Source organism: Streptomyces sp. NPDC052721, assembly GCF_040678315.1.
GTDB lineage: Bacteria > Actinomycetota > Actinomycetes > Streptomycetales > Streptomycetaceae > Streptomyces.
The window spans coordinates 66122-90053 of sequence record NZ_JBFATL010000025.1 but is presented as its reverse complement, the minus strand read 5'-3'; the positions used below and the strand labels follow the sequence as shown (position 1 = coordinate 90053).

General features: G+C 68.7%; 17 protein-coding genes and 7 pseudogenes. 16 read left to right on the top strand and 8 right to left on the bottom strand.

The features are described 5' to 3' along the window. Positions 1-34: 34 nt before the first annotated feature. Positions 35-457 (bottom strand): annotated as a pseudogene (locus AB0L21_RS23540) (transposase); the annotation flags it as partial. Between the two features lie 333 nt (positions 458-790). Then, the gene (locus AB0L21_RS23535; RefSeq protein WP_365710462.1) at positions 791-1246 is read right to left on the bottom strand and encodes a transposase; all 456 of its coding nucleotides are present in this window, start codon (positions 1244-1246) and stop codon (positions 791-793) included. A 245-nt stretch (positions 1247-1491) separates the two neighbouring features. On the opposite strand from AB0L21_RS23535, the gene AB0L21_RS23530 reads away from it, so the two are divergent. Further along, the gene (locus AB0L21_RS23530; RefSeq protein WP_365786164.1) at positions 1492-1677 is read left to right on the top strand and encodes a hypothetical protein; all 186 of its coding nucleotides are present in this window, start codon (positions 1492-1494) and stop codon (positions 1675-1677) included. A 35-nt stretch (positions 1678-1712) separates the two neighbouring features. Here the strand turns inward: AB0L21_RS23530 and AB0L21_RS23525 are convergent, their stop codons facing one another. Both AB0L21_RS23525 and AB0L21_RS23520 read right to left on the bottom strand, forming a co-directional pair. Continuing rightward, positions 1713-2180, bottom strand: a complete 468-nt coding sequence (locus AB0L21_RS23525) for a hypothetical protein (RefSeq protein ID WP_365786163.1) — start codon at positions 2178-2180, stop codon at positions 1713-1715. A gap of 425 nt (positions 2181-2605) precedes the next feature. Beyond that, complete coding sequence (locus AB0L21_RS23520; protein WP_365710458.1) at positions 2606-2797, bottom strand: hypothetical protein; 192 nt, start codon at positions 2795-2797, stop codon at positions 2606-2608. 266 nt (positions 2798-3063) lie between these two features. Between AB0L21_RS23520 and AB0L21_RS23515 the strand changes: the two genes are divergently transcribed. The 3 genes from AB0L21_RS23515 to AB0L21_RS23505 all read left to right on the top strand — a co-directional run bounded on the left by AB0L21_RS23515 (position 3064) and on the right by AB0L21_RS23505 (position 4308). Then, positions 3064-3726 (top strand): hypothetical protein, encoded by a 663-nt coding sequence (locus AB0L21_RS23515; RefSeq protein WP_365710456.1) that lies wholly within the window; start codon positions 3064-3066, stop codon positions 3724-3726. A 76-nt stretch (positions 3727-3802) separates the two neighbouring features. Beyond that, a complete protein-coding gene (locus tag AB0L21_RS23510; protein ID WP_365786161.1) occupies positions 3803-3997 on the top strand; it encodes a hypothetical protein in 195 nt (64 codons plus the stop codon). After that, positions 3994-4308 (top strand): ATP-binding protein, encoded by a 315-nt coding sequence (locus tag AB0L21_RS23505; protein WP_365710452.1) that lies wholly within the window; start codon positions 3994-3996, stop codon positions 4306-4308. Before AB0L21_RS23510 ends, AB0L21_RS23505 begins: the two co-directional genes overlap by 4 nt. Positions 4309-5034: 726 nt before the next feature. Here AB0L21_RS23505 and AB0L21_RS23500 read toward each other — a convergent pair. Beyond that, positions 5035-5508 (bottom strand): diadenosine tetraphosphate hydrolase, encoded by a 474-nt coding sequence (locus AB0L21_RS23500; RefSeq protein WP_365710450.1) that lies wholly within the window; start codon positions 5506-5508, stop codon positions 5035-5037. A 939-nt stretch (positions 5509-6447) separates the two neighbouring features. Next, positions 6448-7436, bottom strand: a pseudogene (locus AB0L21_RS23495) (HAMP domain-containing sensor histidine kinase); the annotation flags it as partial. Positions 7437-7942: 506 nt separating this feature from the next. Here AB0L21_RS23495 and AB0L21_RS23490 point away from each other — a divergent pair. From AB0L21_RS23490 to AB0L21_RS23480, 3 genes and pseudogenes are all read left to right on the top strand, one after another. Beyond that, a pseudogene (locus AB0L21_RS23490) lies at positions 7943-9065 on the top strand (IS3 family transposase); the annotation flags it as partial. A gap of 425 nt (positions 9066-9490) precedes the next feature. Beyond that, positions 9491-10987 carry a M12 family metallopeptidase gene (locus tag AB0L21_RS23485; RefSeq protein WP_365786159.1) on the top strand — a complete coding sequence of 499 codons (1497 nt, stop codon included), beginning with the start codon at positions 9491-9493 and terminating at the stop codon, positions 10985-10987. Positions 10988-11091: 104 nt separating this feature from the next. Continuing rightward, positions 11092-11445 (top strand): annotated as a pseudogene (locus AB0L21_RS23480) (transposase family protein); the annotation flags it as partial. 119 nt (positions 11446-11564) lie between these two features. Here AB0L21_RS23480 and AB0L21_RS23475 read toward each other — a convergent pair. Further along, complete coding sequence (locus tag AB0L21_RS23475; RefSeq protein WP_365786157.1) at positions 11565-12881, bottom strand: NACHT domain-containing protein; 1317 nt, start codon at positions 12879-12881, stop codon at positions 11565-11567. 183 nt (positions 12882-13064) lie between these two features. Here AB0L21_RS23475 and AB0L21_RS23470 point away from each other — a divergent pair, with 183 nt between their 5' ends. From AB0L21_RS23470 to AB0L21_RS23440, 7 genes and pseudogenes are all read left to right on the top strand, one after another. Next, complete coding sequence (locus AB0L21_RS23470) at positions 13065-13232, top strand: hypothetical protein (RefSeq protein WP_365710442.1); 168 nt, start codon at positions 13065-13067, stop codon at positions 13230-13232. A gap of 1247 nt (positions 13233-14479) precedes the next feature. Continuing rightward, the gene (locus tag AB0L21_RS23465; protein ID WP_365786155.1) at positions 14480-14776 is read left to right on the top strand and encodes a hypothetical protein; all 297 of its coding nucleotides are present in this window, start codon (positions 14480-14482) and stop codon (positions 14774-14776) included. A 23-nt stretch (positions 14777-14799) separates the two neighbouring features. Beyond that, on the top strand, positions 14800-15033 hold the full coding sequence (locus AB0L21_RS23460) for a helix-turn-helix transcriptional regulator (RefSeq protein WP_365786222.1): 234 nt from the start codon (positions 14800-14802) through the stop codon (positions 15031-15033). A 110-nt stretch (positions 15034-15143) separates the two neighbouring features. Further along, positions 15144-15650: pseudogene (locus AB0L21_RS23455) on the top strand (transposase); the annotation flags it as partial. Between the two features lie 36 nt (positions 15651-15686). Further along, entirely contained in the window at positions 15687-16235 is a 549-nt protein-coding gene (locus tag AB0L21_RS23450) for an HIT family protein (protein WP_365786220.1), read from the top strand. Between the two features lie 325 nt (positions 16236-16560). After that, positions 16561-16851, top strand: a pseudogene (locus AB0L21_RS23445) (transposase); the annotation flags it as partial. A gap of 610 nt (positions 16852-17461) precedes the next feature. Further along, entirely contained in the window at positions 17462-21175 is a 3714-nt protein-coding gene (locus AB0L21_RS23440) for a S8 family serine peptidase (RefSeq protein ID WP_365786153.1), read from the top strand. A 400-nt stretch (positions 21176-21575) separates the two neighbouring features. On the opposite strand, the pseudogene AB0L21_RS23435 reads toward AB0L21_RS23440, so the two are convergent. Further along, positions 21576-21758: pseudogene (locus tag AB0L21_RS23435) on the bottom strand (transposase family protein); the annotation flags it as partial. Between the two features lie 740 nt (positions 21759-22498). Between AB0L21_RS23435 and AB0L21_RS23430 the strand changes: the two are divergent. Together AB0L21_RS23430 and AB0L21_RS23425 are read left to right on the top strand one after the other, a co-directional pair. Then, complete coding sequence (locus AB0L21_RS23430) at positions 22499-23509, top strand: DUF6192 family protein (protein WP_365786151.1); 1011 nt, start codon at positions 22499-22501, stop codon at positions 23507-23509. Positions 23510-23512: 3 nt separating this feature from the next. Next, positions 23513-23926, top strand: coding sequence for a hypothetical protein (locus AB0L21_RS23425; RefSeq protein ID WP_031088252.1), 414 nt, complete (start codon positions 23513-23515; stop codon positions 23924-23926). Positions 23927-23932 lie beyond the last annotated feature (6 nt).

Here is a 23932-nt window from a genome sequence, read left to right as displayed (position 1 = left end):
CGCACCCCAGGGCTGTTGATGCTCCTATTGCTTGTCAAGCGGCTTGAAGCCAGTTGCGGTAGGCGTGGGCGAGGGCGTCGTCGCGGCGGATCCCGCGTTCGAGGGTGGAGATGGTGGCCGGCCAGACTCCGAGGTGGCCTGCTGCGGCGGTGAGGGTGAGGTTCTTGGACTGACGCAAGGGCCTCAGGTCGGCGATGCCGGGAACGGCGATTGCGGTGGTCAGGCAGCGGAACATCTCCCGGGCGATGGCCCGTTTCAGGAGCCGGATGATCTCTCTCTTTGTCCGGCCGGCGGCGGTGTGCCGTGCCACGTACTCGCGGGTGCGGGAGTCGCTGGACATACGGACCAGGGCGATGCGGTAGAGGGCGGCGTTGGCCGCCCGGTCACCGCCGCGGGAGAGGCGGTGACGGTTGGTCCGACCGCTGGAGGCGGGGACCGGTGCGACTCCGCACAGAGCGGCGAAGGAAGCTTCGCCGCATGCGTTCGGGGTTGCCTCCGGCGGTGACCAGCAGCTGGGCCGCGGTGTCGGGACCGACTCCGTGGGCGGCTCGCAGGCCGGGGTTGTGGACGCTCACCACACTGTCCAGGGCCTTGACCAGGGCCTGGTGCTCGGCGGTCAGCTCTTTGACGCGCCGGGCGAGGCTCTTGAGCGCGGTGAGGACCGCAGTCTGGACCGCGTCACCGGTCGGCCGCAGCCGGGCCAGGGCGTCGGTGCGGTCCGTTCCTTTCAGCCGGCCGTACTTGGCCCGGACGGCCTCGGGAGCGGTGATGAGGATGCTGCCGATCTGGTTCAGGGCGGCGGTGCGGGCCTTGACGGCCGAGCGGGCGGCGTTGTGCAGCGCGCGTATGCCGGCGACGGTGTCGTCCTTGGGGGCGCTGGAGGCCCGGCCGGACAGGGCGGCGCGGGCGGCGGCGTAGCGTCGATGGGGTCGGACTTGCCGATGCGGCGGCGTTCGGCCCGGTCGGGCCGGTTGACCTCCACGACGTGCAGTCCCGCCGAGCGGGCGGCCCGGTTGAAGCCGGCTCCGTAGGAGGACGTTCCTTCCACGCCGATGGCGATCACGTGGCCGTGTGCGTTCAGGAAGGCCAGGGCCGCGGCGTATCCGGCGGCGGTGGTGGCGAACTCGGCATCGGCGAGGTGGCCGCCGTTGTCGCTGATGACCGCGACGTGGAGGGTGTCGGCATGGGAGTCGACCCCGCCGAACACTTCCTGGTCCGCTTCGTCTGGTGCCGCCGCCGATGTCATGCTGATGGTGCCTTCCTTGCCGGAGGTGGGCACCGGCCGGGTGGCGCAGACAGGACATTGAAGGGGCTTCTGACCAAGCTCCTATCAGGTCATGTTCCGCCCGGCCGGAGCCATGAGAACAGGCCCCGGCGGCCGGACAGACCAACGCGAAGACAACCCAGCAGGACGTCAGTCAGTGCCTGAGTCACGGCCACCGGAACCCGAGTATCACTATCAATGTCAGTGCCACCAGCGATGATGGCGTTATGACGATCACCATGCGCAGCTACAGCTTCACCTGGACCGACCCCGACGGCACCCCCCGCGCCTCCGCCGTCGCCTACGACAAGGTCTCCGCCGGCCGACGGCGGGACGAACTGGACAAGGCCGGGGCCACCGACATCGAAAGAGTCGACGTGAAGCCTGGCCAGCTGCCGGCCCCGCGCCGCTGAGCCCCGCAACGCTGCACGGACAGGGCAGGCCATGCTCAACGCGGCCGGGCGGGACGTGCTCGCTGACAGGCGTTCCTCGGGCGGCCGCGCCACAGGCAGATCGTGGGCGGACCAGCCGGCGGCGCCGGGGTGTCGTCGGCGTGCGGGCGCAGCTCGGCGAACCGGCGAGCTGGGCTGTGCGGGCGGCCTGCCTCGCAGTTGGTCTTCACGGCGTGGCCTTCCGGACGCAGGGATGAGACCACGGATCGTGCTGGCCGGCCACGCCTTACGTCGTGTCCTCCCCGCTCGATGCGCTCGGCGAGGGCGTGGGCTGTGTCCGAGTAGCGCGCGGCGGCAACGGCCTCGGGCGCGGTGTCGTGGTACCGGCTCATCGCCTCCGCGTGGTCCGCCGCGTACGACTCGAACAGCGCAGCCGACCATTCCAGGGGCAGCGTCTCAATCTCGATGTCGACGAGGGGCTGCTCGTAGCCCCCTCGGCGCATGGACAGCGCATGGGGTAGCACCGCATGATCATCTCCAGTTCGGGGGGGTAATCCTGGGCAGGCAGGTCGCTTACAGTCGAGGGCATGAGCACGATCCCGGACGCCGTCCAGGCCCGCCCGTGGCGCCCGGAGCACGGGGCACAGCCCAAGGCGGACCTGGCCGAGGAACGACCGCCTGGTCAAGGGTGATGTCGGGCAGGAAGTGGCGGCACTCGCCGGTCCTGGCGCGGCAGGACTGGGCTGACGGCACGTTCCGCTACCAGGTCGAGGTCGACCTGTACGGGGACACAAGGATCAGCATCCTCACGTACCAGTGGCCGCAGCCCGGGTTGCGGGTGGCTCGTGAAAGCGGCTCTGAGCCGTCCACGAGCGTCGACCAGGGCCGCCAGGGGGAGATGCCCCGGCACGGCCCTGCCAGGGGCTGACAGGGCCGCCGGATGGTCCGGCTACAGGTAGACGTCGATGAACTCAGCGGCGTAGGCAGTGCCGCGCTCATCGACCACCGGGCAGCCCAGCAGGACGACGCGCTCGCGGCAGCCGTCGACGAGGACAGTACCGACGGCGCCATCGGGCGCGGCCGCGCGGAAGCGGACGACGTCGTCCGTGAGCGCGCTGGAGTTGATCACTGGGCGAGCCATGTCCGGCCCCTCCCGGGCGGAGGCGAGCCCTCGTATGGGCCGCCCTGTACCCCCTAGCCGTTCTGGGGCCCGGTTGGACAGGGACGCCCGCGCCAGGAACTATCAGGCGGCTGCGTCGACGTCCGGGCGCTCCAGGGCGGCCGGGCCCGTCGCGGGGGCGGGAACAGCGCCCGGGGCGTGCTTGAGGGCCTGCCTGACGGCGACCATGTCCGCGCCGTGCTCCCGGCACTGCGTCCAGTGCCATCTGCTACCCCTCCAGCGGGCAGATGACCGCAGCGTTCGCCGCGGTCGCGAAGTATTACGGGGCCGGGGTGGATATCTGCCCGCCCCACCGCGGCAACCGCAAGGGCGTGGTGGAGAAGGCGAACCACTCGGCTGCGCAACGCTGGTGGCGCACGGTTGCCGACGGGCTGACCGTCGTCCAGGCCCAGTCCGGCGTCGACAAACTCGCCGTCCGGATGGACGAGCGGCGCCGCCGCATCGACGGCGTGGTCACCACCGTCGCCGAACTCGCTGCGAGCGAGCCTTTGCTGGACATCCCGGTGCGGCCCTTCCCTGCCGAGCTTGAGGTCGAGCGGACAGTCAGCCCGCAGAGTCTGGTGCAGTTCGACGGCAACTTCTACTCCGTGCCGCCGGGACTGCCCGGTGTCCAGGTCAAGGTGCTGCACCGCCTCGGCGAGGGCGACTTGCGGATCGCCACAGCGGGGCGGGCAGTGATCGCCCAGCACCGCCGGGCCCCGCGCGGCGCCGGGCAGACCGTCCGTGACGACGGCCACGTCATCGCGCTGGAACGAGCGGTGCGGCGTCGTTCTCCGACCGGGCCCCGTGCAAGAACAAGGTCCGCAAGCCGCTGTCGGAGGCCGCTCTGGCGGAGGCCGAGCGTCTGCGCGGGCAGACCGTGGCCGGCAATCCGGCCGAGCGGGTCGTGATCGACCTGTCCCACTATGCCGCCGTGGCCGACCGGCTGCGGAGTGTTCCCCCACCGACGAAGGAGGAGAACCCGGAGTGAGTACGTCGCCCATGCAGATCAGCGAAGCACGCCGCTTCCAGCAGCTGCGAGGCCACCTGTGTTACCTCAAACTCAACGATGCCGCCGAGGCGTTGAACCGGGTCCTGGACCAGGCCTGCACCGAACGGATGTCACTGACCGCGGCCCTGGAGCCCAAGGCCGCCCTCGAAGGCCGTGGAAGACCTGCATGAACTTCTTCGCCGGACCGAAACTCCTGGTCATCGACGAACTGGGCTACCTGCCCCTGCCCGAGGACGGGGCATCGGCCCTGTTCCAGGTGATCAACCAGCGGTATCTGAAATCCTCGACGATCTTGACGACGAACGTCGGGATCGCCGACTGGGCCGGCGCCTTCGGCGACGCCACGGTCGCCGCCGCGATGCTCGACCGGCTCCTGCACCGGGCCGCGGTCGCCGGCATCGACGGCCCCTCCTACCGGCTGCGCGGACACCAGAACCAGGCCGAGACCATCCGAGCCGGGGTGAACGCCCGTGTCTCCTGACAACGCCCCCGACACCACCGAGGTCACATCCGAGATGGCCCGCCGCTGCCCGGTCTGCGAGACCGTCTTCACCGTCGCCACCGCCACCAGCCGCCAGGTCTTCTGCTCACCCACCTGCAAAGAGACCAACCGCCAGAGCAAACCCGTCCAGCAGACCTGCCCGGCCTGCCAGACCGAATTCACCACCACGGCCGGCCAACGCCGGATCTACTGCTCGCACGAGTGCCGGATCACTCCCGCACCAGCGAGGACGCCCAGGAGAAACGCACCTGTCCCGTCTGCGAGGGCCCCTTCGAGGCCCTCAGGACTGTCCGCCAGATCTACTGTTCACCAGCCTGCCGCAAAGACGCCGAACGCAGACGCGACCAGGCCCGGGACGAAGACCGGGCACGTCGGCTCGGCGAGACACCAGCACCGTCCCCACTGCCAGAGTCGCCACCACAGCCCAAACCGTTCAGCCGAGCCTCATCACGCCAACCAACCCAGGAACGCGACCCGTTGGAGCCGACCGCGACCCGAAACTGTCCGCACTGCCAGCAGCCGGTCACCATCGTCGCGCTGCTGGCGACCCCGGAAGCCGCCCGCCCTTCTGTCCCCACGGCCATCCCCGACATCGTTCCGCTGCGAAGGACTCCATGACGCCCGCCGACCGTCACTGATCAACGGGCCCGCCGACCGTCACTGATCAACGGGCCCGCCGACCTGACGGTCGGCGGGCCCACACCGTCAGGCCATCAGCTGGTCCAGTTCACTGCCGATCGCAGCCCGCAGCGCATCGTGCTGCGGGCCGAGCTTGAACCGCTCGTCACTCCACCGCTCAGGCGGATACAGCCACACCGGCTTGCCCACCAGCTCGGACGGCTCCCACTCGAACCGCGGCCAGACATGGGCATGCAAGAACGGGTCTGTGTTGCCGAGGATCTCCAGGTTGACCCGGCGGAACTCGGGGTCCAGCCGCCGGCAGGCCCGCTCAACTGCTTCCCCGAGTCGGTCCATGTCGGACAGAAACGACAGCCGCTTCGCCTTGGGCAGGTCAGACAGCCGTTGAACACCCGGCTCGTCCGCGAGGAGAACTGAGTACCCGGGCAGGAACTGAACGTCGCCGATCACCGCGAAGCCGGACTCAAGTTGCCGCAACACAGTCGGATTCTCGCCCCGCAGAGCAGCCCCGATCCGGTCCATCCGCCAGTCACTGGTCATGGCCTGAGCCTATCCGTCGGTGATCAAGACCTGCTCTCCGCTCCCCACCCTCCCCAGTCACTTCAGGGACCAACCAAACGAGGAGAAGAGCGGCCCCGGCCGTTTTCAAGAATCGCCATCACGGCGGCGTACGTCTCGGGGTTGCGTCCTGAGAAGTGGTGTACGGACTCCCACCTGATCCGGGTGTTTGGCCCGGCGTCGGAGTGAGGGTCCGGATATGAGAACGGCCACCGGCTGATCTTCGAGATGTCGAAGCTCGAAGGAGATCAGCACGATGACCGCACCGGACAGTCTGCCCCCGCATGCCCTTGCCGAGGAGAACCTCGCCGCGGCGAGTCCCGATCTGCTCCGCGCGATAATCAAGTTGCTCGGCGCGAGCGCGGGTGGTGGCGAGACTCCTCCGCCTCAATGGCCACCTGCTCGCGCAGCCGCTCCTCGAGGACCCGGCGCCGCTCGCTCTCACTCAGGCCAGGGAGCTCCCCGTCGACCTGCGCTGCGATCTTCAACCGCCGGGCACGCCGGATGTGGAGCGCGTTGCCGCACATCTCGCACTCGCCGCAGGTGTCCAACGGAATCTCGTCATCGCACCGCCGGAGCGTGCACGGGTGACGCTGCACCAGGCCCCGCCGGATCAGATACGGGCGCTGGACCAGGCCTCACCGCCGGTCTCCGCCAGCCGGTCGGTGAGACGGCCGGCAGCAGCCGGGGCGCGCCACCCGGCAGCGCCCGCAGTCCCTCCAGGCGGGTCAGCTCCGCCTTCGCGGCCGCTTCGCGGTGAGTACGCCTACTACATGGACATCGCCTACTTCATGACAGGCCGGCCTCTGCCGCACGCGCCCAACGCCCAGTGGATCGACGGCGAACCAGTGCCCCGCCAACGATGGCGCGCCCTGGTCACCGCCCGCCGTCATCACCTCCGTATCCGCCGGTGACGCAATCTCATGGCACTGCGCAGCCCGTTCCTCCGCTACGACGCGGCACGACCGTCTGCGAAGTGGGTGCTGGTAGATGGAGAGTGAAGACGGTCCGGCCGGGCTCGCTGTCGACAGTTACGCCTCCGCCGTGTGCCGTTGCTACGGCCTGCACGATGGCGAGTCCCGGCCGGTTGAGCCGGTGGCGCGCGAGCGCGCGGAGTCGCCGCGTGCGAAGCGTTCGAAGATGTGCGGCAGCAGATTGGATGGGATGCCCGGCCCGTCGTCCTCGACGTCCACACACATCCATGGGCCGCTACGCCGCACGCGTGCGGTGACTGTCGTACCGGGCAGGGTATGGGTGCGGGCGTTGCCGAGCAGGTTCACCAGTACCTGCTGAAGCCTGGCGACGTCCGCCGAAACGAGGGCCGGTTCGTCGGGCAGGTCGAGTCGCCAGGTGTGGCTTGGGCCAGCTGCGCGGGCGTCGCTGACGGTGTCGATGACCAGAGGGACGAGGTCGATCTGCTCGCACTCCAGCGGTCGTCCGGTGTCGAGGCGCGCAAGAAGCAGCAAGTCTTCGACGAGGAGGGTCATGCGCCCGGCTTCGGATCCGATGCGGCCCAGCGCATGTAGTGTGTCCGGCCCAAGGGGCTCTTTTCCTCTATGGATGAGTTCGGCATACCCGCGGATGGAAGTTAGGGGGGTACGCAACTCGTGGCTGGCGTCCGCGACGAACTGCCTAACCCGCATCTCGCTCTGTTGACGCGCATGCAGGGCGTCGTGTACGTGGTTCAGCATCCGGTTCAGCGCGGCTCCGACCTGGCCGACCTCGGTGCGCGGGTCGCACTCTGACTCCGGGACCCTCACGTCGAGATTGACCTCGCCGGTGTGCAACGGGAGTTCCGAGGCTCTGGTGGCTGTGGCGGCGACCTTGCGCAGTGGGCGCAGGGCGACCCCGACGATGGTGGCACCGGCGAGTGAGGCCGCGATGAGACCGGCGATGGAGACACTGATCTCCCCACCCGCCGAGGACGGCGTCCGGACGGCCGCCGGACGGGCGATCACACACCGCCCGGAGGTCGTCAGGGCGCTCTACGCGCAGGTCACCGAGGCCACCGGCAAGGCGCCTGACCCTGTCCTGCTGGCTGCCTGGATTGGGGCTCCGGACCGCACCGGTGACATACCGCCGCTACCGCTCACGGGCACGGTGTGAGCCACCCGGGGACCGTCCGAGCGGAGCTGCACAGCGGCCCATCCACCAACTGGCCGCCGCAACCGCCGAGCAGAGTCCCGCACCAAAAGGGGTCGTCCGCGTGGACACGGCGGAATGCATCCAGCTCGATCGCTTCCATCGGTAGCATCAACGGCTTATCCGAGTCCGCTCCGCCGAGCACCTCCGTCTGAATCCGCCGCCTGTCACCCTGCATCAAAGGCCGCCCTTCATCTCAGCTCATGGGCCCTGACCCCGGATCTTGGACACCGGAGAGACTTGGATCTTGATGGTCCAAGAGAACGGAGTCCCTGTGGGGATGAAGCACTACCCCGCCGAGTTCAAGGCTGACGCGGTCGCGTTGTACCGCTCCCGTCCAGGAGCGACGATCAAATCTGTCGCCACCGACCTCGGAGTGAACACCGAGACGCTGCGGAACTGGATCCGGGCCGCTGACGGACGCCGGTCCGGTGCTCACTCCACACCTGCGGCGGCGCCGCGGCCTGACGGTGACGGGGTTCAGGCGGAGCTGGCCGCCGCGAGGAAGAGGATCCGCGAGCTGGAGGAGGAGCGGGACATCCTCCGTAAGGCAGCCCGGTATTTCGCGGGAGAGACGCGCTGGTGAACCGCCGCCAGTTCGTTGAGGATCACCAGCGCCGGTTCGGCGTCAAGCGGCTCTGCGACATCCTGGGCATCGCCCGCTCGAGCTTCTACTACTGGCGCCGCACCGCCCCGGACCGCGCGGCCCGGCAGGCCGCCGACGAGCGGCTCGCGGCCCGGATACGCAAGGTCCACCGCGACTCCGACGGCACCTACGGAGCCCCGAGAGTCACCGCCGAGCTCCGCGACGAGGGCGGTCGGGCGGTCAATCACAAGCGTGTCGCCCGGATCATGCGGGCCATCGGCCTTGAGGGTGTGCGCCTGCGGCGCCGGCACCGCACCACCGTCCCGGACCCGGCCGCGGCGAAGGCGCCGGACCTGATCGGCCGGGACTTCACCGCCGAGACTCCGAACACGAGGTACGTCGGCGACATCACCTACCTGAGCGTCGGCAGCGGGAGGTTCTGCTACCTCGCGACCGTCATCGATCTCTGTTCCCGACGTCTGGCCGGGTGGGCGATCGCCGACCACATGCGCACCGAGCTCGTCACCGACGCCCTGGCGGCGGCCGAGCGGACTCGCGGCAGCCTCGCCGGAGCCGTGATGCACACCGATCACGGGGCCCAGTACACGAGCCGGGCCTTCGCCGACGCCTGCCGCCGGGTCGGCGTCCGGCAGAGCATGAGCGCAGTCGGCAGAGCGCGGACAACGCCGCCGCGGAATCGTTCAACGCGACCTTCAAAAGAGAGACGTTGAAGGGGCGAAAGGGCTGGTCGAGCGAGCGTGAGGCCCGCCTCGACGCCTTCCGCTGGCTGCCCCGGGCGTCGTCGGGCAGATAGCCCGGCATGTGGTCGTGGTGGCGGGTGACGGTGGAGATCAGGGAGGATGGCATGCAGACGCGGCTTCGGTTGTGATCAACAGCTTCAGACACCTTGATCATCCGGAGCCGTGTCCCGTTTCACCAAACCCGTGAAACCGGCATCATCCCAAACTGTCACGACCGTGATGTCTCGTCACCCCAGAACGCTCGCGCCCTGCCCCCGGGTGTCACAGGCTTTCACCGCCACCTCATGAAACGCTTCTCGCGTGGCGAGGCACGTATCGCGCTGATACCATCGAAAAATACCGCACGGGCCGATTGCTTGGAGCCCGTTCCTCCCCGACTGACCTCGTCGCGGGGTTGATTATCGCCGAATGGACGTCACCCGAGTGCGGGCGGCTCGCTCATTGCATGTTAATGAACTTGAGCATTGGAGGCGCCATGGGATATGTGCGGACTGGTAGTCGATGGCGATGGCCGTATCGCGTCATTCCCTTCGCCATCAACGAGGACGATTTCGGGACACCTCCAAACAGTGATCACACGGCGATTAAAGACGCTGTGGCCGAATGGGAGAATAACACGGTTCTCACCTTTCGCCCACGCACCGATGAAACTTCCTATATCGAGTTCGTGCAGGGAGACGAGTCGACGACTTGCAGCAGCCGGGTGGGCATGCAAACGGGGCGACAGAAGGTATTTTGCGATCCATCCATGAACCCAGGATCGTTGGAGCACGAGATCGGCCACGCGGTGGGGCTATGGCACGAGCATCAGCGCGACGACCGCGACTCATTCGTCACGGTCTGGACTGACAACGTCATTGACAACAAGCGGTACAACTTCACCAAGATGGGCGAGCACGGCATCGAAGTCGGCGCCTATGACTACGGCTCGATCATGCACTATGGGCCTCGCGCTTTCTGTGTTGAATGGCGTTACGCAGTGCCGGTCCCCAGGCAGTTCAGCTTCACAAGGCCCGCTCTCACGGATTTCAATAATACCCTGCATATTGTCCACGGAGGCGCCATCCCTTCTCTGGGCGGCATCCTTCCGAGCCGCTTGTGGCATTCGCAGTGGACCGCCAGCGCTGGTTGGGACACTGATCTCATTCGGGGCCAACTGAGCGGCGCCAGGCCCGCTCTCGCTGCCTTCGACAATGCCCTGCACATGGTCCGCGTCAGCTCCAGTCCTCTTCTATCGAGCGATTTGTGGCATTCGCAGTGGACGGCCAGGAATGGCTGGACGACAGCCAAGCGCATCCCCGGCCAAGGAAGCCGGACCACGCCCGCTCTCGCAGCCTTCAACAATGCCCTGCACATGGTCTTCCGCGACCCGCGGTACACCCAGCTGTGGCATTCGCGGTGGACGGCCAGGAGCGGTTGGGAACCCGCCAAGCGCATCTCCGGTCAAGGAAGCCGGACCACGCCCGCTCTTGCGGCCTTCGACAATGCCCTGCACATGGTCCACCGCGGCCAGCAGTCATTCGACTTGTGGCATTCACAGTGGACCGCCAGCGGAGGTTGGACACGCGCCGTTCGCATCCCCGACCAAAAGAGTATGTTCGGACCAGCGTTGGGCGTACTCGGCCCAGAGCTGCATCTCGCATACAGCATTATTCCAAAAGTCTGGCATTCCCTCTTCGACGGGAGATCTTGGGGTCAGAAACACCGACGCGACAACAACCAGACGTGGACGGGGCCTGCGCTTGCCGCATTCAATGGAGGCCTGCATTCGGCTCACAGTGGAATTCCAGTCCGCGTGCCCGCGCCAGGCCCCGGCTCTTTTAAGCCCGGCCAGATCCTGCACACAGTGAGGGACACGACCCTGGAAACCATCACAACCGTCGACCCCGCGCAAGGAGCCGTGATAGGCCAGCGTAATGGACTGAGCCCCGGAGACATCGAGGCGGTGGCGTCTATGTATAGGGGTTTCTGAATCCCTTTCGGGCACCCCACATGATCGGTCGGGCCGACAGGAACTCGGCGACCCCCTCGAAAGCTGGGTGCTCGACCGCGACGGGGGATCCACGGTCCAGCACCCAGGCCGGCCGCGAGCACGGCACCACCTGCGCCCGCGCCCACGGCCTGGTCGGCACCATGAACCGACTCGCCGAAACCCTGGGCACCCCCACCCTTACCGACCTCGGCTACGAGAGCGCCGCAGAGGGCTTCCGCCACCCGGTGAAGAAGCCCAAGGGCGGTGAACTCGCCGAGCCCGACAAGGCGTTCAACGCCGTGATCCGGGGCGTCCACGCCGTCGCCGAGCGCGCCAACGCCCTGCTGAAGGTCACCTTCAAGGCCCTGCGCCGGGTCAGCCTCGACCCTGCGGTCATCACCCGGATCGCCCGCGCCGCCCTCGTCCTGCTCCAACTCGAACACGGCCGCACCGCCTGAAGGAAGATCACAAACGTCACGAGACATTACCGAGAAGGGTTCAGTCCGTCGTTGAACCAGCAACAACAAGATCCTGTGCTGTGAGACCGCCACCGTCGGGAGTCCAGGCTGCGTGGCGGTCAACGGTCAGTTCTCAACCCCGTCCACAACTTCGTCGCCTGGGCCGACGACTCCGGGCACACGGTGAGCCGGCCCGCGTCGGGGTCGTAGCCGACGGCCGCGACGTGCCTGGCCAGCTCCGGGGCGATGGCCTCCCGCCCTCGCGCAGAGAGGCGCCTGCGGCCAAGCCCGGCCATGAATGCCTCGGAGTGGTGGCCCGGGTCGTCCAGGGGCCGGAACCAGTGCATGGCATAGGTACGCACGTCGCTGTGGGAGAAGGGCTGTAGCTCGTAGTGCGGCACGTTCGGGCCCAGGGTGCCGAGTTCTGTTGCGGGCAGGGGGCGGGTCGCAACTACGAATCGGTGCCCCGTCCCGGCCGCGTTGGCGAGCGTCGTCAGTACAGCGTTGCGGGTATCGGCGTCGGGGATTTCGTCGAGGCCATCGACCAGAACCAGCCAGGGCACCTTGGCTTGTGGCGGGTCCCGGAAGAAGTCGGCTGTCAGTTCAACGAGGAGCCCGGCCTGTCGCAGGTTGGCGGTTATGGTTCTGGCGAGGACGGTGGGCAGCAGGTCTGTGCCGGTCAGGGCGGACGCGTTCACCATGACGGGGATGGTCTTGCCGGTCCTGTTGTCCAACCATTCGTCGGCGGAGTCGGCCAAGTGAGAGCGAAGCAGCGTGGACTTGCCGCCGCCGGGTCCGCCCAGCAGTAGGCATATTTCATGGTCTTCCCCGAAGACCTCGGTAGCGGGCACGACGGGGCCAGGCTGGTTCTCAGGGGTAGTGGCGTCGTCCGGGCTAGGGCTGTCCGGATTGTCCTTTGCCGGGCTACGGGCCTTCTGGCGCACGTAGACATCGGATAGCGCCGGCAGACCCGCAGGGCCCAGAACACCCGGATAGGGGTGCTGTCTTGCAGAGGCGCGCGCTGCCTTCAGGTACGCCGTCATCAACGGTGTGCTAGCTGCTGCAACGGCGCGGGGCTGGGTGGCTTTGGCCTGCTCCCAGAGGCTCTTCCACAGTCTCTCGGTGCTCCGCCACCGTGCTGCTGCCTCTCCACGGGAAGAGCCGGTGAGGGTGCCGGCCGAAGGGTAGCCAGACCACTCCAGAAGCACCCGGACCAGCGCCCACAGGAACACGAAGTCCTGCGCCGGGCTGCCCTTTTCGAACCAGCCACCCACCGTGGTAGGCCGGAGTCGCGCCAGCCCAGCCTGCTGGAGCCATACGTTTGCCTCGTCGATCGCCTCCGTGCGGCTTCTGCCCTCAAGCGCCGTCACTTCCAGTTCCCGCAGCGCCTTGCGCAGCGCATGCCGCCCCGCGCTGATCTCCCCTTCCTTGCTCACTGCGTTCCTCCCCGCTCCTTCCGGATCCGGCGGATCCGCCCTAAACGAGACTGGATATGTGCGTGCCCTGGCCCTTTGCCGACGTCGTCCGCTCGGTCCGGTACGACTTCGCCGTTTCCGAATGCTCTTGTGGGATGGCCCTCGTGCCGTTCGTCGGACGGCGGCACGGACGGAGGAACTGCTATGGACGCCATTGCCTGGGCGTTGGTACCCGTGCTCTGCATGCTGGTCGGGGCCACCGCGGCTGTGCTTATCGTCGTCATCGCGATGAAAGACACGGCCTCGCCGGACCGGGCGACAGTCCTCAGGGCTGTCGCAGACGTGATCCGCGCCGTGCGGGGCCGCAGGTGACAATCTGCCATCGGACCTGCAGCGCCAGCCGTGTCCGCGGCATCGGGCTTCACCGTCCAGCGCTCGAGGGCCGAAGTCCAGAGGAAGCACGTCGACCGCGGCGTTATCGGTCTCGGATACCGGAGTGGCAGGCTCGCCGTTTTGCAGGCCGGGAAGCGTCGCCACCCGCGGAGCAGGATCAGGTCCGTCCAGCCGTCTCCGATGTCGTCGTCGCTGAGATGCAGGGCGGGTCGGGGCACCACAGCTGGGGCATCCGGCCAGTCGACAGGAACCACCGGACGAAACCCGTACGCGAACTGGACGGCGGCGAACGCCTGCTCGTACATGTCCAGCTCCGCGTCGATCGGCAGCCGCACGCCGCTCCCCCTTCGTGATCGCTGCCGCCATCCTGTCTCAACGGCCCCCCCTAAAGGCACCTCATTGGCTACGATGCCCAGCCCACCAGCAAGCTCCGCACGGACCGCAGCAGCCCGCCGTCGCTGCCCTACGCCACGGATCCGCTGCTCTCGATAGCGTGCTTGAGCTTGCTGCGGGCTTATGCACGCTCCGGCCCGGCAACCTCGCCCCAGAAGGCATGCGTCACGATCGCCGCGGACAGCTCATGTTCCCGACCCCGAGACTGCCGTGGGTGGCCGGGCCGGTGTCTCGCCGGTCCGGCTCGCGGCCGTTTCCGGCGTCCGGCCCACGCCATCCTTCGATCCGGACACGGCCGCCACGCGAACACGCAGGTCGGCCTCAATCCTGCCACTCCGGCGTTCGGTAAAGCCGACTTCGACCACATGGTCCGCCTCGGCTGGGTCCGCTCACAACAGTCGATCGAGGGGCGTCAGGCGGCTTGCGTCCGCGAGCGGTGGCGGTCAGACGCCACCATGAGCGCGCAGTGATCACAGAACGAACGCCTACCGGCATCACCTGCCGACCGCGGGGATCACCGCTCTGGTGGGCTGTGTCCAAGCGCAGGGGTTGACGTGGCCCTGTGGCCCCGTCGTGTGGTGCTCGCCGCCTTTGGCGGGTACGGCAGCGTGCCTGACGCATGGCTCATTCCGGGCCGACGGCGCCGTGGCGGATGCGGGCGCTCTCCCCAACCCTCGGTCGTGCGCCGTGTGCCACGCTCGGGTTGTGGCTCAGGCAGTCGTCTCGACTCCTTTGGGCCATGTCCGAACCTTATGGCGCGGCACTGACAACCGGCGGGCCAGCTGGCGTCGCTGGGACCGAGCTTGTCAGTGGCGCCTCGCACGGTCCTCCCCATGGGTTTCACCTCGGCCTGGTCCATCAGCGCCCACGACGACGACTTCATCAGCGCTCTGGCTCCGCGGCTGCTCCTACTGATCGCTGCGGAGCGGGACGAGCCGCTCGCACGGGAACGCTGGGAGCGCTGGCGCCGGAGACCTCTGCCCGACTTCAGGACCTGGTGGAAGCCCTTCGATCAGTTCTCCCGAAGCGAAGCGGACGCGCTGGAGTCCTTCCTGCAGCTGACCACTTCCGGGAAGCACGTGCAGAAGCTGTACGACGGCCTGCCGCCCGACGGCTTCTCCCTGCTCTGACACCGAACCAACGGATCGTGGTCATGCTGTATGCGTCGTCCGAACAGAACCCTGACGGCACGGTCATGACCCGCGCGACGCAGTTGGCCGAGATCGCAGGCATGAAGCCGCCGGTCTTTTCCTGGACCAGACGCGAACTTGTCGAGGAGGGCTGGCTGGAGGAACGAGGCAGCATCGGCACCGTGAAGGTGTACCGGCTGAGCCCGAACAAGATAGGCGATGTCGGCGGCCGACACCTTCACGCAGTCGGCAGCTGAGCTGTTAGCTATAAGCTAACCTGCGCGTTTCACTTGGCAGGGCGTCTGGATCTTGATGAGAAAAGCGAAAGTGCCTTCTGAGCTGGGAAGATGAGGCTTGTCTAAGGTCTCTGTCATCGCAGCAGGAAGGCACTTTCTGCGTGAACACTACCGGGTCACACCCCAAGCTCGTCGTCACCTGCGACGGTCGCGGGGTGGTCAACCACGCCGGATCCCGCCTGCTGGCCGATCTCGCCGATGCCACCGGCCTGACCGGCGCCTTCACCGACGCACTGCGCCGACTTCGCCCCCGCGGCACCGGACACGACCCGGGCCGGATCGCGACCGATCTGGTAGTCATGCTCGCCGACGGCGGCGAGGCGATTGCGGATCTGGCTCTGCTGCGCGACCAGCGTGAGGTGTTCGGCCCGGTGGCGTCCAACCCGATCGCCTCGCGGCTACTGGCCGGCATCAACCCCATTGCTCTGGCGGCACTGCGCTCAGCCCGCGCTGCCGCTCGGGAAGTCACCTGGCTCCAAGCAGCCGCAACCCGGGGAGGGATACCGGCTTCGCGGGCCGGTGGGCGCGACCTGCCCGGCCTGATCCTGGACATCGACGCCACCCTGGTCACCTGCCACTCGCGTGCTTCCGAGCTCGATCCACAGGTCTTGAGCATGGCTCAAGTCCTAGCTATTTCCCCACTGCTGAAGGGGGGTTGGCGGCCAGGGCCGTTCATTGGCATGTCATCTGGGACCACATCGATTGGAAGGCAACCCGTGCATAACCATCAGCCTGTCGACTACCACTGCCCGTTCTGCTCCTTGTCGGCCGAACAGGCCCCTGACGTGGTCTATCGCACCGAGCGAGTCTTCGCGCTCGTCTCGCCTCGCTGGTGGCCGAACAACCCGGGGCACTTGCTGATCATCCCCATCGCTCACCACGAGAACCTCTACGACCTTCCAGCCTCCGAGGGACTCGCAGTCTTCGAGGCCACCCGTCTTCTCGCCCGCACTATGCGTCGGGTTTACGGATGCGACGGCGTCTCGACCCGACAACACAACGAGCCCTCCGGTGGTCAGGACGTGTGGCACTTTCACCAGCACCTGTTCCCTCGCTACCCGCACGACAACTTGTACGGCACGTCTGCGGAACCCGAATGGCTACCCTCTCACCAGCGACAAGAGTTTGCGACGAAGCCAAGGGCTGCACTCAACCAACACTGAAAGGTTTCCCAATGCTGTTGTCAAGCCGCTGCCGTGACAGACGGTGCGGCTTGGTAACACGTACCGTCACGGGCCATGAGCCACAGGACGTTGACGGGGTCTGTAAAGCGAGCGGCTCTGTCCCGTAATCGGTGGTAACGGCGGGTGACGGTCGTCGTTGGCATGGTGTGCGTGATATCAACGAGCTTGTGGGCGTGGTGTTTTCGGGGCTGTCCGCCCTGGTCGTCGAGGGTGTGACGGACGAGGGTAAGGTGATCCGGGTGTCGGCGCGGACACGGGACGATCCGGTGCCGTGCCCTGTGTGCGGGCAGCCGACGGGGCGGGTGCCGACCGGGCCTACTCCTCCCGCGCCATCCGCAGCCACCTTCGGCACCGGGGAATCCGGGCGGTGATCCCGCAGCCTTCCGACCAGATCGGCCACCGCCTGCGACGGGGCCGACAAGGCGGCCGCCCACCCGGCTGTGACCGCGAGGTCTACAAGCAGCGGAACACCGTCGAGCGGTGCATCAACCGGCTCAAGCAGTGGCGCGGCCTGGCCACACGAACCGACAAACTCGCCATCGCCTACCAGACCGCCCTCCACCTCGCCGGCATCCTCATCTGGACCCGACGCTGACCTAAGAGACAGAACCTAGCTGCTGTGAGAAGGCGCGTTGCGAGTAGAGCGTCGTCCACAGGTTGAACACCTGCGCCGATTCCGCAACTGGGCGCCCCGGTAAGCGGACTTCGACACGGATTCGACAGATACCCGCTCCCTGCCCGGGTCGATGCTGTGCGGAATTGCGCGAACCCCCCGACGGTGCCGGGCCCGGCAACCAGACGACGGCACCCCTGTGCGAACGTGCGGAGGCCGTCCGAGACCTCGAAGCTTGACGGCAAAGCGCGACGCCACGACCACGTGGGGCTGTCGGCCCCCGTGGGAAGGCCCATCACCCGTCGATGACGTGAGAGCGCGGGCCCGCCGCACCTGGCGTCCGCCCCGGCGGAGGGCAGGCGCCAAGCCGCCGACCTGGGATGCCCCACAGGCCCGTTGCTCCGTCCCTCACCCCGAATTCATGGGGCGGTCCGCCGCCGTCCCCCGGACGCGCGGTGGCCGACGACGCCGCCTGCTCGCGGCGCAACTGTGCCACGGCGCAAGAGCGACATGTGCGACCCCTTGAACGACGGCGGGGGAGGCCACAGGATCCAGTGATCTTTCGCTCTTCGCCGCGTCTCAGGAGTCTTCTTTGCCCAAGGTTCCCATCCCCCGGCCCGGGCCGATCGCCCTCGCCGTGGCGGCCGCGCTCACACTCGGCGTCATACCGGCGACTGCCGCTGTGTCCGCGTACGCCGCCGGCGAGGTGTCGCACAAGGACGCCGGACACCAAACCCCCGGCGGTGCCGGCACGCACACCGTCACCCTGATCACGGGTGACAAGGTCACCATCGGGACCGCCGCCGACGGCACCGTCGTGCGCTCCTTCCAGGCCGCGAGCGGAGCCACCACCGGCTTCCACCGCGTTGTCGTGGACGGCGCCACCTATGTCTACCCCGACGCCGCCCTGCCGTACGTGAGCGCCGGCAGACTCGACAAGCAGCTCTTCAACGTGACGCGGCTCATCACCGAGGGCTATGACGACGCGCACAGCTCCCGGCTGCCGCTGATCGTGCGCTACACCGGAGCTGCCGCCAAGGCCCGCACCCGGACGAAGATGGCCGGCTCGACCGACGTCCGCCGCCTGGACAGCATCCAGGGTGCGGCCCTCGCCCAGAACCACAAGCAGGCACCGGAGTTCTGGTCCTCGCTCACCGGGGGTTCCGGCGCGGCGGCCCGGTCCGCGAAGCCGTCCTTCGCGGGCGGCGTCGCCAACGTGTGGCTCGACGGTAAGGTAAAGGCCGACCTGGCCGACTCCACGGCCCAGATCGGCGCGCAGAAGGTATGGGCGGAGGGCGACACCGGCCAGGGCGTGAAGGTCGCGATGCTCGACAGCGGCGCGGACACCGAACACCCGGACCTGGTCGGGCAGGTGTCCGACAGCGCCAGCTTCGTCCCCGGCGAGGACGACATCGCCGACTACAACGGCCACGGCACGCACGTCGCCTCGACCATCGTCGGCACGGGCAGTGCCTCCGGCGGCAAGGAGCGGGGTGTCGCCTCCGGCGCCCGGCTGGCCGTCGGCAAGGTGCTCAACTCCGAGGGCAGCGGTCAGGAATCCTGGATCATCGCGGGCATGGAGTGGGCCGCCCGTGACCAGAAGGCCAGGATCATCAGCATGAGTCTGGGCGGCGGCGGTGACAAGACTGACCCGATGAGCCAGGCCGTCGACGAACTCAGCCACGACACGGGCGCGTTGTTCGTGATCGCGGCGGGCAACGGCGGCCCGCACTCCATCAGCAGCCCCGGTGCCGCGGACTCCGCGCTGACCGTCGGCGCCGTCGACTCCACCGACACGCTCGCCGACTTCTCCAGCCAGGGCCCGCGTGACGGCGACGGCGGGCTGAAGCCGGAGATCACCGCGCCCGGCGTCGACATCGTCGCGGCGCGCTCGCACTACAAGCGCGGCTCCGGCTACTACACCACGATGAGCGGCACGTCGATGGCGACACCGCACGTCGCCGGTGCCGCCGCGCTCCTCGCCTCCGAGCACCCCGACTGGACGGGCACCCAGCTCAAGAAGGCGCTGGTCAGCAGCGCCAAGGCAACCACGGCGTACACCCCGTACCAGGCGGGCGCCGGCCGGCTCGACGCGCTGGCGGCCGTGCACACCACGGTCTTCGCCACCACGACCGCCTACTCCGGCTTCCACACGTGGCCCCCGAAGCCCGGAGAGACTGACGTCCAGACGGTGACGTACACCAACGTCGGCGACGCCCAGGCCAGGCTCAACCTGGCGGTCGACGGCACCGTCCCAGCCGGGTTGTTCAGCCTCTCTGAGGACCATGTCACCGTGCCCGCGCACGGCACCGCCGCGGTCACGCTGACCGCGGCCCTGGACAAGCTGGCGGGCGACCAGTCGGTCAGCGCCATGATCACCGGTACGGACGGCGCCGGGACGGTCCGCGCCCGGACCCTGATCGGCGCGGCCCGCGAGGGCCAGCGGCAGAATCTGACCGTGGTCGCCAAGGACCGTTCGGGCAAGCCGCTGGAGGGCCGGGTCGTCCTGACCGCCGAGCACCTCTTCACGGTGATGGACCTCGACGCGTCCGGCACCGGCACGGCGCGGCTGCCCGTCGGCAGCTACAGCGGCTGGCTCACCGGTGACGTGCAGGGCGCCGAAGGCCCGCACTCACGCGGCATGGTGCTGCTCGCCTTCAACGACGTGAAGCTGGACCAGGACCGTACCGTCACCCTGGACGGCCGCAAGGCACGCCGGATCCTGGCGCGCGTGCCGCAGCAGACCACCGCCGTCGCGCCGCGCCTGGATGCCCACCGGTCCTTCACCGACAGCCTGGTGGAGACGTCGATGCTGCCGGACTCGTCGTACGACAGCATCTGGGCGCTCCCGACCGACAAGAAGGTCACCGACGGCGAGTTCGAGACCGGCGCCCGCTTCCGCCTCGAACAGCCTGCGCTGACTGTGAGCACGAAGTCGACGACCTTCAACGACCCGCTGGTCAAGCGCGCTGCCACGCCGCTGCCCGCCGGTACCCGGACCCTGACGGCGGTCTTCGCCGGTGACGGCACGGCCGAGGAGCTCGCGCGGCAGAACGTGCGCGGCAAGGCCGTCGTGGTGCGCGGCGCCGGCACGGCAGGGATCAAGGCCCAGGCGGAGGTCGCCGCGGCCGCCGGCGCGCGGCTGCTGCTGGTCGTCAACGACGGCGTCGGTCGCATGGAGCCCTGGGACGAGAACCCCTGGAGCCCGGAGAGCCCGGCCCCGGTGACGGTGGCGACGCTCAACGCCGACCAGGGCGCCGACCTGCTCGGCCGACTCCGGCACGGCACGGTCTCGCTGAAGGTCACCTCGCACCCCACGACCGACTACGTCTACGACGTCGTGCACCACTGGACGGGTGCCGTTCCGGCGGACCCGACCTGGCGTGAGGAGTCCCAGGACCTCGGCCGGGTGGACGTCTCCTTCCGGAACTACCGGCAGGGCAAGGCGATGGAGTTCCGCCCGGACGTCTGGCGCGGCTGGGCCGTCGGCAACCAGCTCACCGCGCCCGCCCAGGGCGAGCGCACCGACTGGGTCACCGCCGGCACCACGTGGCTGGACGACGCCTTCATCCAGGGCGAGACCGGGCAGCACTCGATGGAGCCGCTGACCTACCCGGCGCGCAAGACCGGCAAGGTCAGCTGGTTCGGGCCGATCCAGCGGCCCCGCATGGGGCCGATCAACTACCAGCCGGTGCGCTACCTCGACACCATGTACATCACCGCGCCCGGCTGGGGTGATTCGGGGTCCGGCCACGTCGGCGAGGCCGGCGCGAACTTCGACGTCAAGGACTGGATGTCGCTCTACCAGGGCGACCAGCAGCTCGACTGGGGCAACGCCGAGTACCTTCGGGTTCCCGGCCTCGGCGCCGAGCGCCTGCCCTACCGGCTGGTCCTCGACAACGACCGCGGCACCTGGGCCAACCCGTACTCGACGCACACGCTCACCGAGTGGGACTTCACCTCCGCGGTCACCGGCAGCGATGCGGCGGTGTCCCTGCCGCTCATCCAGCTCGACTACGGCGTGGACACCGACAAGTCCGGCCGTGCCGACCGGCACGCCGGCCTGACGGTGACCGCCTCGCACCTGCCAGGCACCACCACCACCATCGGGAAACCGACCGTCGAGGTGTCGTACGACGACGGTGCGACCTGGCAGCGGACCGACCTGAGCCGGCGCGACGAAGGATGGCGGACGAACCTGCGCGCGCCGCGGTCCGCCGACTTCGTCACCCTCCGGGTCGGCGCCCGGGACAGCGCGGGCAACACCGTCTCGCAGACGATCACCCGGGCCTTCGGCCTGCGCTGACGTCACCCCCCCCCGGGAGTCACCCGGGACAGAACCGCGTGGGTGGGACCGCAGCCGGCGGCCCCGCCCACGCGGCGTTCCCAGGTGTCAGAGGATCTAACGGCGACGGGCGGCCTCGGGGCACAGCACCGCATGGCCGCCGGGCGCCCGGCCCGGTAGCCGGTGGCCCGACGGCTCACGGCCGACAGCCGACGACGGGCGACGTGGCGGCCCGTGGCAGCCAGTAGCAGCCGGTGACCGACAGTACGGGCGGCACTCGGGGTGACGGCGACAGGCCGCCGCGGCCCGGCGCGAGACAGCCGACGGAGACGGGCCGACGCCCGGATGCAGCCGCGCGGTGGGGGCAACCCGGCCACGGCAGTCGCGGAGGATCTTTCACGTCTTCATGCGTGCGAAGGCATGCTCGACGCGGGCGCGGACGTTGCGGTGGGACGGGCCCGAGGTGGTCGATGATGCGGTCGGCGGCCGACTTCGGTATCCCGAACAGCAGCGCGAGCTGTCGCAGTGCCATGTTGGTCCGCCAGTACGCGATGACGAGCAGCACGCGGTCCTCCAGCGGCAGACCCCACGGCCGTCCCCTGCGTCACGGTAGGCGGTGAGGCGTCGAGGGTGGCAGCGGGGCTCGGTGTTCACATCTGCCGTGCCGACGTCAGGTCCGCGGTCTGCTGGAGGGACAGCAGGCCGGCGACGGCTTGGACGATGTCACTCATGTGCTCGCGGCGGCCGAGATGGCGAGCCAGGGCCCGCCAGTTCTTCAGTAGGTGTTTTTGATCCCTGGCCGTGAGGTGCGTGGGCCTGGATGATCTGAGTTGTGGGGGCTGGCGGGACGGCTCGGCGGTATTGCCGGGAGTGTGGTGATCCGCTGCCGCAGACGATGGCGGCGGAGGCGGTGTTCTGCTCGGGTCGGTGCAGGTCACGGCGGTGGCGGAGGCTTGAGCGGACCCGGCAGCGGGTGGCTGCGATGCAGCGGGGAGAGCAGGCGGAGTGCCCGGTTTGTGGCAGGTCGTGGACGGTAGGGGTGGAGCGGTCGAAGGCGGCGGTGTACTGCTCGGACCGTTGCCGGGTACGGGCCTGCCGTCAGCGGCGGGCGTCGCGGAACGGCGTTACGGAAACGTCGTAGCCGAACGCCTCGCGAACACCTTGAACACCCAGGTTTTGCAAGGTAGTTGGGGGTGATTGCCGAGCGCTTCGAGCGCCCCTGGCTCGCGCTCTGCCCCGGCGTGTCGCGCGCGCGTCACGGTGGATGGTGACCGGGGCCGGCGCCCCCTTTGACCGGTCACGTCGTGGTGATCGGGCCGGACCCGGGCGAGGGCGGTGGTCTTCATGACCGACGTGGCCGACCGGATCGGGAACGTCACCCGGCAGCGTTACGAACAGCTCGTCACTCAGGCGAAGGAACTGATCGCGCAGGTCGCGAGGGCGCAGTTCGCTTTGGGCGACATGGCGTTGGAGATCGAGCCGATGAGGTCGGTGGGCGGGTCGATGCCGAACGGCACGGACGACCTGTTCACCGTGACGGAGTCGTTGCAGCTGTTCGCGGACGACATCGGCGTCGAGCGCCGAACGGTGGAGGACTGGCGATACACCGCCAACCGGTGGCCCGAGGGGCGCCGCAAGGAGGGCGTCTCGTTTACCGTTCACCGCATCCTCGCGTCGGTCGCGGACGAGGACGAGCGGTGGGCGGCGATCGAGGACGCGCCGTTCAACCCGCGCACCGGGGCTCGGCAGTGGACGCCGGACGGCGCGAAACGGGTCGTCGGCCAGCGGGTCGACCGGCCGGTCACGGTGGACGAGAAGGTCCAGGCCGTGGCCGACCTGACCCGGGACGACGAGGTCGCAGCCCAGGTCGCCACCGACCTGCTGAAGCGGCCAGCGGTCACCGAGCACGTCACCCCGGCCGAAAAGGTTCGGGTCGTCACGGAGCTGACCAGGGACGACACCGTCGCCCAGCAGGTGACCACCGACCTGCTGCGCCGCCCGGCCGTGGCCCGCAAGACGATGCGGGACGACACCACCCGGATGCTCGTCAACCGCGCCCAGTTCGACAACTCCGCCGAGACCCGGGACCGGATCCGGGAACGCACCCCGGCCGTCCGCGCGATCGAGCACACCATCGAGTACCTCGACCTGGTCGGCTCCTGCCACGGCTTCGTGGCCACGCTCGGCCGCCTGGTCCCGCAGCTGCGCGGACAGGAGTTCACCGACGACGAGCGCGAGACCGTGCGCCGTCAGATCGGCCGGGTCCGCGCGGCAGCGGACTGGCTCGAAGGGGCGCTCGACAACGGCGAGTTCACGCTGGACGAGCAGCTGGTCCAGCTGCTCAAAGGTGAGTAGGCCATGCCGCGACGCCGGGAGGCCCGGCCGCTGGCCGAGCACTACGGCGACCTGGTCCGCGTCGCCCTGATGGAAGCACGCCCCGCCGGCCTGCACACCTACCAGCTCATGGCCGCCACCCGTCTGACGCGCTCGCAGGTCGGCCGCGGTATTCGGCACGTCCGGGACGTCGTGGCCGCGGAGAACCTGACGCCGATCACCTGGACCCGGCGGGACGGGTTCATGTTCTCCGACGACCCGGCGGACTGGATCGAGTACGACAAGCGGCAGTTCCGGCAGATCCTCGGCCGTCTGACCCGGGTGATCACGGGCACGCTCGATCCGCACCTGGCCCGCTACCCCGACGACGAATGGGCCCAGCTCGCCACCGCCCAGCTCACCGGCGTCCGCGCCACCCTCGCCCAGCTCGCCAAATAGCACACG

Bases quoted from the DNA above. Each gene is read 5' to 3' on its own strand.
- AB0L21_RS23460 (WP_365786222.1), top strand. From the start codon at position 14,800: ATGCTGTATGCGTCGTCCGAACAGAACCCTGACGGCACGGTCATGACC.
- AB0L21_RS23425 (WP_031088252.1), top strand. From the start codon at position 23,513: ATGCCGCGACGCCGGGAGGCCCGGCCGCTGGCCGAGCACTACGGCGAC.
- AB0L21_RS23505 (WP_365710452.1), top strand. From the start codon at position 3,994: ATGAACTTCTTCGCCGGACCGAAACTCCTGGTCATCGACGAACTGGGC.
- AB0L21_RS23530 (WP_365786164.1), top strand. From the start codon at position 1,492: ATGACGATCACCATGCGCAGCTACAGCTTCACCTGGACCGACCCCGAC.
- AB0L21_RS23520 (WP_365710458.1), bottom strand. From the start codon at position 2,797: ATGGCTCGCCCAGTGATCAACTCCAGCGCGCTCACGGACGACGTCGTC.
- AB0L21_RS23485 (WP_365786159.1), top strand. From the start codon at position 9,491: ATGGGATATGTGCGGACTGGTAGTCGATGGCGATGGCCGTATCGCGTC.
- AB0L21_RS23450 (WP_365786220.1), top strand. From the start codon at position 15,687: ATGGCTCAAGTCCTAGCTATTTCCCCACTGCTGAAGGGGGGTTGGCGG.
- AB0L21_RS23515 (WP_365710456.1), top strand. From the start codon at position 3,064: ATGACCGCAGCGTTCGCCGCGGTCGCGAAGTATTACGGGGCCGGGGTG.
- AB0L21_RS23500 (WP_365710450.1), bottom strand. From the start codon at position 5,508: ATGACCAGTGACTGGCGGATGGACCGGATCGGGGCTGCTCTGCGGGGC.
- AB0L21_RS23430 (WP_365786151.1), top strand. From the start codon at position 22,499: ATGACCGACGTGGCCGACCGGATCGGGAACGTCACCCGGCAGCGTTAC.
- AB0L21_RS23470 (WP_365710442.1), top strand. From the start codon at position 13,065: ATGGACGCCATTGCCTGGGCGTTGGTACCCGTGCTCTGCATGCTGGTC.
- AB0L21_RS23535 (WP_365710462.1), bottom strand. From the start codon at position 1,246: ATGACATCGGCGGCGGCACCAGACGAAGCGGACCAGGAAGTGTTCGGC.
- AB0L21_RS23465 (WP_365786155.1), top strand. From the start codon at position 14,480: ATGGGTTTCACCTCGGCCTGGTCCATCAGCGCCCACGACGACGACTTC.